Below are 9738 nucleotides of genomic sequence, written 5' to 3'. Positions count from 1 at the left end.
GCTTACGCGGCTGGCGCCCGGCCCTTGCTGTGAGGTACGCCCTCGCGGGGTCAGCCGAGCAGCTGGCTCTGCAAGGTCACCGTCTGCTGGAACGGTACGGCCTTCGCGGTGCCCTTGCGTGACTGGATGACCACGCCCAGGACGTCCCCGGCGGACAGATAGGCCTGCCGGACCTGCTCGGCGCCGTACGGCTCGGACTCGGCGTAGGCGATACGCGGGAAGGAGCCGGGCCACGGCAACTGGGCGAAGTCCTCGTCCGGGACCGACGCCTCGGTGCCGCGCACCCGGTAGCCCGGGAAGCTGAAGGGGGCGATGTCGCCGACCAGCTCGTCCACGACGGCCGCGGTGTCGAAGTGGAGCAGGTAGACACGGGTGTGGGTGCCGTCCTGGGTGGTCCAGCCGCGGGCGGCGATGTGCCGCAGGCCGCTGTCGACGAGCTTCTGTCGCAGCTCCCCGCGTTCCTCGTTGTCGGCGTACTCCGCCAGGAAGTCCTTCGTGGCCAGCCAGCCGTCGTCCCCGCGCAGCGCCGGGTCGGGCTCTGCGCCCTTGGGCGCGGGCAGCACGAGGGCGCGCAGGTCGGCGTAGTGGGCCTCGGCCTTGTTCTCCTCGGCGAAGGGCCGCGGGCTGCCGGAGGGCAGCGGCGGGCTGCTCAGCGTCGGGTACTCCCACCGCCCGTCCGACTCGGTCTTAAGCCCCGGTACGTCGGTCCGCTCCATCCCGGCGATCCCGTACGCCGTACCGGCCCCGACGGCCGCGAAGACGACGACGGCGGCGGTCCACCGGAGCACGGCGCGCAGGACACGGCGGTCCTTCCCGGCGGCCGGTGGGGGCAGGAGAGGCGGGGCGGTGGGAGGTGCGGGCGGGACCGTGGGGTACGCGGGGACTGCCGACCGGGGCTGCGCGACCGCGAGGTGCGGGGCGGCGGCGGACGGGTCGGTCCCCGGCTCGGTGGTCTGTGGCTGCTGGTCGGTCATACCGCCTCCCCCGGCTCGGCGATGCGGTCGAGCTGGGTGCTCAGGAGCATCGCGACTCCCTTGCTGTCGAGTGGCCTGACGCCGTCCGCGTTGACGGTGACCAGGACGTCTCCCACATAGGCGGAGCAGAACATGCTGTCGATGTTCTCGTCGGCCTCCTTGGGCGCCAGGAAGCACTTGGCGTTCTTGTGGCCCTTGACCTCCGGGCCCTTGCGGAAGATGTCCAGGGTGTCGAGGAACTCGGTCTGGAAGGTCGCCATGTCCCGGACGGCGGCCTGGCTCCCCATCTGGCTGAGCACGATGTTCACGGAGTAGATGTCCACGACGAGATCCAGTTTGCGACCGGCGCCGTAGGCACTGAAGTAGCTGCGCATCGCCATGCCCTTGATGCGCAGCCGGTCCGCCTGCTTCTCCAGTTGACGGCGCTGCGAACGGGGCAGATCGCGCAGTGACTCCTTCTGCAGCGCGGTCGCCTCGGCCCCGCTGAGGTGCGTGTCCGAGCCGAACTCGCCGAGGTCCGGCCCCCGGACCCAGCCGTCGGTGCCGTACGGCACGAGCATCCCGGCCAGCCCCGTCGCGCTCGGCGCCTTCTCGTCGTCGGCCTTGTCCACCGGGTACTTCCACACCGGCGCGCCTGCGTCCCGGTCCGCGTCCCGCACGGTGACGACGGTGTGGCCGACGCCTGCCACGAGGGCACCGACCAGCAGGACGGATCCCGTGACGACGGCGGCGATACGGCCGCGGCGCGGGCGCTTCTCCGCCGGCACAGGCTGGTTCTCGCTCACAGCCGCTCCATCTGTCGCTCGGCCAGGCCCACGATCGTCTTCCTGCTGATCGGCTTCGTGTCGGAGACGAAGATCTCCATGGCGATGTCGCCGCGCCAGGCGAGCGCCTCCGCCGAGTACATGGGCAGATAGCCGGGCTCGGTCTCGGGGTCGGTGTAGACGTAGGCCCTGCCGCCCTCGGTGCCGGGGACGGCCCAGTTGTCGTTGTCCTCGAAATCCGACCAGTAGTGGCCGCTGCTGGTGGCCTCCGCAGCCGCCGCGACCTCCTCCTGCCGGTACTGGATCAGCCGGATCTCCACCGCCGTCCTGCCGTCCTCCCAGCCCACGACGGCCGCGCGGCGGAACTCTCTGGTGATGAGCTCGCTGAAGGCGCCCTTCGGCTGATCGAAGGTGCCCGCGTACGCGGCCAGGTCCAGCCAGCCGTCGTCCCCGCTCAGCCAGTCGGCGGTCTTCGCCCCGCGCGGCTTCTTCATCAGCAGCTTGCGCAGGTCTCCGTCAGTCCTCACCCGCCGGTCCCGCGTGGCCGACAGCGGCTCGGGTGCCGCGCCCTTGGCCTGCGTCAGCTTCGGCTGCGAGAGCGAGGGCAGCTTGTCGGGCTCACGGTCGGCCTGGACGAGATAGCCGGCGCATGTCCCGGCCACGAGCCCCAGGACGGCGGCACCGGCGATCAGCATCGCGGTGCGCCCACGGCGTCTGGGCCCAGGCGTGCCGGAGGGCTCCGGCGACGGCGCCGCGCCGGGCGCCTCTCCGATGGGTCCGGGTTCTTCCAAAACGTCCCCCCACAGAACGTGAAGTTTGCATTCCGTATACGTGCGCACAGGAGACCCATGGCCAATGCCCCAGGTTGTAAGGGAGTTGATTACGATTCAGCCATGGCCAAGAAGCTGGTGATCAAGGTGACGGCGGGGGCCGACGCCCCCGAACGCTGCTCACAGGCGTTCACGGTCGCGGCGGTGGCCGTGGCGAGCGGGGTCGACGTCTCGCTGTGGCTGACCGGCGAGTCCGCCTGGTTCGCGCTGCCGGGCCGCGCCGCCGAGTTCGAGCTGCCGCACGCCGCCCCGCTGCCCGACCTGATCGACTCGATCCTGGCCGGCGGCCGGCTCACCCTGTGCACCCAGTGCGCGGCCCGCCGGGACATCACGGAGAAGGACGTCATCGAGGGCGTACGGATCGCGGGTGCGCAGGTGTTCGTCCAGGAGTCGATGGCGGACGAGACGCAGGCGCTCGTCTACTGACCCGTCTGCCGGCTCGTCTCCTGACTCGTCTCCCGAGGCGTCTCGGTCCAGAGGCAGAAGGGGTGCCCGGCGGGGTCGAACAGCACCCGTACGTCGTCCTGCGGCTGGTGTTCGGCGAGCGTGGCGCCCTCGGCCACGGCGCGCCGCGTCTCCCCCTCCAGGTCGTCGACCTCGATGTCCAGGTGGAGCATCATCTGCTGCTCGCCGGGCTTCCTGGTGGGCCAGACCGGCCGGGTGTACTCGGGTTCGGTCTCGAAGGCCAGGGCCAGGCCCTCCGTGCCGGGCGGCGGGCCGATGAGCAGCCAGTCGGGCTCCTCGGCACGCACCTGGTAGCCGAGCAGCCGCAGGTAGAACCCGGCGAGGTCATGGGCGTCGTGCGCGTCCAGCACCACGGTGGACAGCCTCGTAGGCGACATGCAGGTCTTCTACCGCGGCCGCTTCTTGCCGTCCAGCTCGTCCCACCACTCGTCGGACTTCGGATCTCCTGAGGGGTCGTCCCACCAGCGGTCCTCGGGCCCTCGGCGGTTGGCGATCATCGCGGCGACGGGTGGGATGACCATCGCCACCACGCACATCCCCACGGCCACCGGGACCGACCACAGACGTACGACGCCCCAGGCCAGGACGAACAGCGTGAGGCACGTGCCCATCATGGCGAAGTAGATGTGACGCCGCCGCGCGTACATACCCCCAGCGTAGGGCTCCGCACACGCCGAAGGGGCCGCACCCCGGGCGTCCAACCCATGGGATGCGGCCCCTCGGCCGACAAGTGCCGTCAGACCGCGATCGCGACCTCGGCGAGCGCGCCCTTCTCGGCGACGACGACCGTACGGTCGGCGGTGCCACCGGGGACGAGCGCGCGCACGGTCCAGGTGCCCTCGGCCGCGTAGAAGCGGAACTGGCCCGTGGCGGAGGTGGGGACCTCCGCGGTGAACTCGCCGGTCGAGTCCAGCAGACGGACGTAGCCCGTCACCGGCTCGCCGTCCTTCGTCACCTGACCCTGGATCGTGGTCTCACCGGGCTTGATCGTCGAGGCGTCCGGGCCGCCGGCCTTCGCTCCACACATGTCTTTCTCCATAAGGGGTCTGACCGGAAGGAAGGCCGGTCGGGTTCTGCGGGTGGGATGGGTTACTTGTTGGCGCCGAGCTCGATCGGAACGCCGACCAGGGAGCCGTACTCGGTCCAGGAGCCGTCGTAGTTCTTGACGTTCTCCACACCGAGCAGCTCGTGCAGCACGAACCACGTCAGCGCGGAGCGCTCACCGATACGGCAGTAGGCGATGGTGTCCTTCGCCAGGTCCACCTGCTCCTCGGCGTAGAGCTCCTTGAGCTCGTCGTCCGACTTGAAGGTGCCGTCGTCGTTGGCGTTCTTCGACCACGGGATGTTGCGCGCGGACGGGACGTGGCCCGGACGCTGCGACTGCTCCTGCGGCAGGTGGGCCGGCGCGAGCAGCTTGCCGGAGAACTCGTCGGGCGAGCGGACGTCGACCAGGTTCTGCGAGCCGATCGCGGCGACGACGTCGTCGCGGAAGGCGCGGATGGACTTGTCCTGGGCCTTGGCCTTGTAGTCGGTGGTGGCCCGCTCCGGGACCTCCTCGACCAGCTCGCGGGCGTCCAGCTCCCACTTCTTGCGGCCACCGTCGAGAAGCTTGACGTTGTCGTGGCCGTAGAGCTTGAAGTACCAGTAGGCGTACGACGCGAACCAGTTGTTGTTGCCGCCGTAGAGGATCACCAGCGTGTCGTTGGCGATGCCCTTCGTCGACAGGAGCTTCTCGAAGCCCTCCTGGTCGATGAAGTCGCGGCGGACCGGGTCCTGCAGGTCCTTGGTCCAGTCGATGCGGATCGCGTTCTTGATGTGGTTCTTCTCGTAGGCGGACGTGTCTTCGTCCACCTCCACGATCGCGATGTCGGCGTTGTCCAGGTTCTCCTGGACCCAGTCGGCGTCAACGAGGACGTCGCTGCGGCTCATGCTCTTCTCTCCTCCGGGGCAGTTACGGCGGCGGGGCGTGCGAGTGCGGGGGGTGCGCGCGCTCCGCTTCATGCCGAGACGGCGCACCTGTGCCCTGGTCAGGGCGGGGGGAAACGCAGAAGTCGGAGCTTCCGCTCAGAAGGGGCGACAGAGCATGGCGGCAACGCGGCACAGGTCGACTGCCCGCCGCTTCGTGAGATCCGCCTGTCGCTTCATGGGCTCGATCGTAGGGAGCGACAGGCGGGCGTGTCACCGGTGTGTCGCATTCTGAGATGCGATCGTCCGAAATGTGGGATGAGGAGCCGGTGGCGACCGCCACATCACGGCTTCCGGGCGCCTGCGTCGCGCGTCACATCTACGGTACGGACGTCGCCGTCTCGCCAATTGGACGCGGGACGTTCACCATCCGCCGTACTACCCGGCCAGGCGGACGTTCGAACCCTTCACGGTGATCTCGACGCCGCTCTTCGCCGCCTGGACCTTGTCGAGCTGGATGCCGCCGGGGAGGCCGTCGATCTTCTGCTCGAAGTCGGTGATCGCACGGGCGCGGCTCTCGGCGATCTCGGCACCGCCGAAGCTGGGCAGGGTGTCCGCGTGCACCTTCACGGTGTCGCCCTGGGCGGTGACCGAGCTCAGGACATAGACCGGGTTCGGCATCTTGGTGCCGAGGACGGTGGCCTCGACGGCGACCTTGATCTTGCCGTTGCCGCCGTCGGAGAGGCCGACGACGCTGGCGGTGACGCCGGGGGCGACCTCGGTGGGCTCGGACTTGGCGGTCTTCAACAGCTCGGCATAGGTGACGGACGCGGTGCCGGTGGCGGTGGCCGCGGTGGCGGAGCTGTAGTCGCCGGAGAACTCGACGCCCTGCATGTTCGCCGTGAGGTCGTCGATCCGGATCGTCTTGCCGTCGGTGCCGGTGGCGGCCTCGTAGTCCTTGATGTCGACCTCGACGTCGTCCAGCGTGCCGCTCACGACCTGGGTCAGGAACGGGAAGCCCTTGATGGACACATCCGGTGCCGCATCCAGGTTCTCGCTGGTCTGAAGCTTGCCGGCCGCCTCGTCCTCGGCGAACCCGACGGCAAGCCGGTCGGCCAGCACGAAGAGGCCGCCGAGTATCACGACGACGATCAGCAGTATCCGCAGGGCGCGCATGGTGTGGTGTTCCCCCCACCTCGGTGGTCGTCGACGACGACGCTCATGACGGTCACGCATGACATGGACGGCCGGGTGGCCGTCCAGCGCGAGGGTAACCCTGGGGTGGGGTCGACCGGCGGATTGTCGATCACCTGTGACAGGCGAGGTCCGACGGCCACTTCACGGCGCAGGCCGCGTCATTCAGCCCGGCCTCAGGCCAACGCCCGCCCCAGCACATACACCGCAGGCGCCGCCGCGGCCAACGGCAACGCAACCCCCGCCGTGAAGTGGACGAACCGCGACGGATAGTCATAGCTCGCCACCCGGTGACCGATCAGCGCACACACCCCCGCGCCCACCCCGAGCAGCGCCCCACCGGCACCCACCCCCGTCATGGCACCCCCGGCAACCCCCGCCCCCGCGGCCGCGAGCAGCGAAACGACCACAGAGGCCACGGTGGGCAACGGCAACGCCCGCGCCAGGACAGCGATCGCGACCGCCATCGCCCCCACGGTCACCGCGTCGGCCTCCGCAGCGAGATACCCCGCCGCGATGATCGCCAGCGCCGCCGAGACGACCGTCGCCATCAGCCCGTACATCCGCTCGTCCGGATCGGCGTGCGAGCGCAGCTGCAGGACCAGCACCAGCAGCACCCACACCCCCAGCGTCCCGAGGATCGCCGCCGGCGCACGGTCGGCCACCAGCAGCGCCACATCCGCCGTCAGCGCGCCCGCGAAGGCCAGCGCGATGCCCTGCCGGGCGGGCCACATGCCGTTCAGCCGGAACCAGCCCGCCGCCGTCACCGCCTGCAGGACGACGAGGGGCACCACAAGGGCGTACGACCCGATGGCCGCGGCCCCCGAGAGCAACAGCCCGAGCAGCGCCGTGAGCGCGGCCGGCTGCATCCCCGGCTCGATGATCGGGGAACGGCCCTCCAGCCGGGCCCGCTGGGCGTCGGTGATGCGGGAGTTGCCGGAGACGGTCGCGGGACCGTAGCCAGGGCCGTCACCGTCACCGTCACCGGACGTGGCGTCGGTGCCGGGCTCGGGGGCGTGCGACCGCGTCCCGCCCTGCTGCGGTGCGGGCGACGGGAACGGGGTCTGGACCTGTGCCTGCTGTGCCTGTACTTGCTGTGCCTGCACCTGCTGCGCCTGCCCGTGCGACGCACCGTCCCAGCCGCCCGCCTGATACCCGGCGGCGTCCCCACCCCGGTAGTCCGAACCCCGGTACTCCGAGGCCGACGTCACCGGCGAGTGCACCTGCGTCTCCCAGGTCTGCCCCTGCCACTGCTGCGTGTACTGCTGGGCGGCCTGCGGATCGTCGTGCGTCTGCTGCCCGGGCCATGCCTGCGGCGCGGGCTGCTGATACGGGTCGTACACGTCGTATCCCTGCCCCTGATGCCCGTGCTGTTCCTGCTGTCCCTGATACGGCTGGTCGCTCATCGTCACCCTCCTGCGAACGGCGGGAGCACCTCGACCGTGCCGCCGTCGGCCAGCCGTACCGTCTCATGTTCGCGGGTGCCCACGGGGTCACCGTCGATGAGGAACGAGCATCGCCGCAGTACGCGCGTCAGTTCCCCGGGGTGTCGCTCGCGCACCGCGTCGAGCGCCTCGGCGAGGGTGGCCGCGTCGAACGGCTCCTCGGCGATCCCGGCCGCGGCCTTCGCGGCGGCCCAGTAGCGCACCGTGACCTTTGGCATGCGGTTCCTCTGTCGATCGGCTGTGTACCCCGTCAGGCTAGCCGCCCTGTGCGACGGCCCAGTGCCCGATGCGGTCCAGCAACGCGCCCCCGGCCGCGTGCTCGGCGTGGCCCATGCCCGGCTCCAGCCAGAGTTCGCCGTGGTCACCGGCCGCCTGGGCCAGCATGCGGGGGTGGTCGAGGGGGAAGTAGCCGTCCTGGTCGCCGTGCACGATCAGCAAGGGTGTGGGCGCGATCCGCGGGACCGCCTCCACGGGGGACATCGGTACCGGATTCCACTCCTGGTGATGGATCCGCGTACGGAACCCGTAGCGGCCCACCAGACGCCCCTCGGGCCGGGTCACCAGCCAGTGGAGTTTCCGCATGGGGGCCGTACCCCGGTAGTACCAGCGCGCGGGCGCGCTCACCGACACCACCGCGTCCGTACGTGCCCCGCCGTCCCCCTCCCGTCCGTCCCCTCCGTACAGCGCCGCATGCCGCAGCACCACGGACCCGCCCATGGAGAACCCGACGGTCACCACGCGCGCGTGCCCGAGCTCGCGCGCCCACCGCACCGCGGCCGCCAGATCGAGCACCTCGCGGTCGCCGACCGTCGAGCGACCGCCCGACGCGCCATGCCCCCGGAAGGAGAAGGTGACGACGCCCCCGTGCCGGGTGAACGCCTCCACCACCCGTCGCACATGCGGCCGGTCCACGTCCCCGGTGAAGCCGTGGGCGACGACGAACGCCAGATCACCGGCAGATGGACGGGAGGAGTCGTATACGACCGCACCCGGGTCGTATACGGAATCGATCGTCACCCCGTCGTCGGTGTACAGAAACGTCCGCAAAGGTGTACGTCTGGTCGTCTCAGAGTTCGGACGAACCGTCGATCGTGCCACATGACCTGCCGGACCGTTGCTCATGTGGGCTATTCTGCTGGGCAGAGGACTCGGGCAGCGTAGCCCCCGGGTCCTTTTGTGCTTTCGGAAGCGTTGTATACGACGCGGGAAACCGCAGGTGTACGGGCCTTCGGGATCGCAGAGCAGTTCCGCACCGCATACGTCCTCGCAGGGACCGAGGAGGAACCAGACATATGAGTTCTCTGCTGCTCCTGACCAACGCCCTCCAGCCTTCGACGGAGGTGCTCCCGGCCCTCGGCCTGCTGCTGCACAACGTGCGCGTGGCTCCGGCGGAAGGCCCCGCGCTCGTCGACACCCCCGGTGCCGACGTCATCCTCATCGACGGACGCCGCGACCTGCCCCAGGTCCGCAGCCTGTGCCAGCTCCTGCGCTCGACCGGGCCCGGCTGCCCGCTCGTCCTCGTCGTCACCGAGGGCGGCCTCGCCGCCGTCACCGCCGACTGGGGCATCGACGACGTTCTCCTCGACACCGCCGGCCCGGCGGAGGTCGAGGCCCGGCTGCGGCTCGCCATGGGCCGCCAGCAGATCGTCAACGACGACTCCCCCATGGAGATCCGCAACGGCGATCTGTCGGTCGACGAGGCCACCTACTCCGCCAAGCTCAAGGGACGGGTCCTCGACCTCACCTTCAAGGAGTTCGAGCTCCTGAAGTACCTCGCCCAGCACCCGGGCCGCGTCTTCACGCGCGCGCAGCTGCTGCAGGAGGTCTGGGGCTACGACTACTTCGGCGGCACCCGGACGGTCGACGTCCACGTACGACGACTGCGCGCCAAGCTCGGACCCGAGCACGAGTCGCTCATCGGGACCGTACGGAACGTCGGTTATCGATTCGTTACTCCGGAGAAGGTCGACCGCGTCGCCGAGGAGGCGAAGGCCAAGGCCGGCCAGGCAAAGCCGGAGGATGCGGACGAGGTGGACGCCCTGGACGGCGTCGAGGTCCGGGCCGAGGCATAGAAAGACGCGACGGACGCTCGGGCGGGGCGTCACCGGCATTGCTTTCGCACAGCGGAGTGGCAGCCGGGGGACAGCGAAGCTCCTTCACG

14 protein-coding genes are annotated in these 9738 nt (G+C 70.1%); 2 read left to right on the top strand and 12 right to left on the bottom strand.

Going from position 1 to position 9738, the window contains the following annotated elements; all coding sequences use genetic code 11:
- Positions 1-50: 50 nt before the first annotated feature.
- Genes BLU79_RS04545 through BLU79_RS04535 form a run of 3 tightly spaced genes read right to left on the bottom strand, consistent with a single transcriptional unit; the run spans position 51 to position 2433 of the window.
- Positions 51-974 carry a hypothetical protein gene (locus BLU79_RS04545; protein ID WP_256333149.1) on the bottom strand — a complete coding sequence of 308 codons (924 nt, stop codon included), beginning with the start codon at positions 972-974 and terminating at the stop codon, positions 51-53.
- Positions 971-1759 carry a hypothetical protein gene (locus BLU79_RS04540; RefSeq protein WP_256333148.1) on the bottom strand — a complete coding sequence of 263 codons (789 nt, stop codon included), beginning with the start codon at positions 1757-1759 and terminating at the stop codon, positions 971-973. Before BLU79_RS04540 ends, BLU79_RS04545 begins: the two co-directional genes overlap by 4 nt.
- Positions 1756-2433, bottom strand: a complete 678-nt coding sequence (locus tag BLU79_RS04535; protein WP_256333147.1) for a hypothetical protein — start codon at positions 2431-2433, stop codon at positions 1756-1758. The genes BLU79_RS04540 and BLU79_RS04535 overlap by 4 nt, the downstream gene beginning before the upstream one ends.
- Positions 2434-2631: 198 nt before the next feature.
- Here BLU79_RS04535 and BLU79_RS04530 point away from each other — a divergent pair, with 198 nt between their 5' ends.
- A complete protein-coding gene (locus tag BLU79_RS04530) occupies positions 2632-2994 on the top strand; it encodes a DsrE family protein (protein WP_093904299.1) in 363 nt (120 codons plus the stop codon).
- On the opposite strand, the gene BLU79_RS04525 is transcribed toward BLU79_RS04530, so the two are convergent.
- The 9 genes from BLU79_RS04525 to BLU79_RS04485 all read right to left on the bottom strand — a co-directional run bounded on the left by BLU79_RS04525 (position 2988) and on the right by BLU79_RS04485 (position 8699).
- A complete protein-coding gene (locus BLU79_RS04525) occupies positions 2988-3410 on the bottom strand; it encodes a VOC family protein (RefSeq protein ID WP_093904298.1) in 423 nt (140 codons plus the stop codon). The genes BLU79_RS04530 and BLU79_RS04525 overlap by 7 nt on opposite strands.
- A 9-nt stretch (positions 3411-3419) precedes the next feature.
- Positions 3420-3680 carry a DUF3099 domain-containing protein gene (locus tag BLU79_RS04520; protein ID WP_093904297.1) on the bottom strand — a complete coding sequence of 87 codons (261 nt, stop codon included), beginning with the start codon at positions 3678-3680 and terminating at the stop codon, positions 3420-3422.
- Positions 3681-3769: 89 nt separating this feature from the next.
- Positions 3770-4060, bottom strand: a complete 291-nt coding sequence (locus BLU79_RS04515; protein ID WP_093904296.1) for a DUF1416 domain-containing protein — start codon at positions 4058-4060, stop codon at positions 3770-3772.
- 62 nt (positions 4061-4122) lie between these two features.
- The gene (locus BLU79_RS04510; protein ID WP_093904295.1) at positions 4123-4962 is read right to left on the bottom strand and encodes a sulfurtransferase; all 840 of its coding nucleotides are present in this window, start codon (positions 4960-4962) and stop codon (positions 4123-4125) included.
- A gap of 135 nt (positions 4963-5097) precedes the next feature.
- The gene (locus BLU79_RS49860; RefSeq protein ID WP_350751515.1) at positions 5098-5178 is read right to left on the bottom strand and encodes an Ms5788A family Cys-rich leader peptide; all 81 of its coding nucleotides are present in this window, start codon (positions 5176-5178) and stop codon (positions 5098-5100) included.
- A gap of 198 nt (positions 5179-5376) precedes the next feature.
- Positions 5377-6114, bottom strand: coding sequence for an LmeA family phospholipid-binding protein (locus BLU79_RS04500; protein WP_093904294.1), 738 nt, complete (start codon positions 6112-6114; stop codon positions 5377-5379).
- Positions 6115-6308: 194 nt separating this feature from the next.
- Positions 6309-7538 carry a hypothetical protein gene (locus BLU79_RS04495; RefSeq protein WP_093904293.1) on the bottom strand — a complete coding sequence of 410 codons (1230 nt, stop codon included), beginning with the start codon at positions 7536-7538 and terminating at the stop codon, positions 6309-6311.
- A 2-nt stretch (positions 7539-7540) separates the two neighbouring features.
- Positions 7541-7795 carry a MoaD/ThiS family protein gene (locus BLU79_RS04490; protein ID WP_093904292.1) on the bottom strand — a complete coding sequence of 85 codons (255 nt, stop codon included), beginning with the start codon at positions 7793-7795 and terminating at the stop codon, positions 7541-7543.
- A 37-nt stretch (positions 7796-7832) separates the two neighbouring features.
- Positions 7833-8699 (bottom strand): alpha/beta hydrolase, encoded by an 867-nt coding sequence (locus BLU79_RS04485; protein ID WP_093904291.1) that lies wholly within the window; start codon positions 8697-8699, stop codon positions 7833-7835.
- A 170-nt stretch (positions 8700-8869) separates the two neighbouring features.
- Between BLU79_RS04485 and BLU79_RS04480 the strand changes: the two genes are divergently transcribed.
- Positions 8870-9649: a winged helix-turn-helix transcriptional regulator gene (locus tag BLU79_RS04480; protein ID WP_093904290.1), complete on the top strand. Its 780-nt coding sequence runs from the start codon at positions 8870-8872 to the stop codon at positions 9647-9649.
- Positions 9650-9738 lie beyond the last annotated feature (89 nt).

Source organism: Streptomyces sp. cf386, from assembly GCF_900103585.1.
Lineage (GTDB): Bacteria > Actinomycetota > Actinomycetes > Streptomycetales > Streptomycetaceae > Streptomyces.
This window is presented reverse-complemented; position numbering and strand designations above follow the sequence as displayed.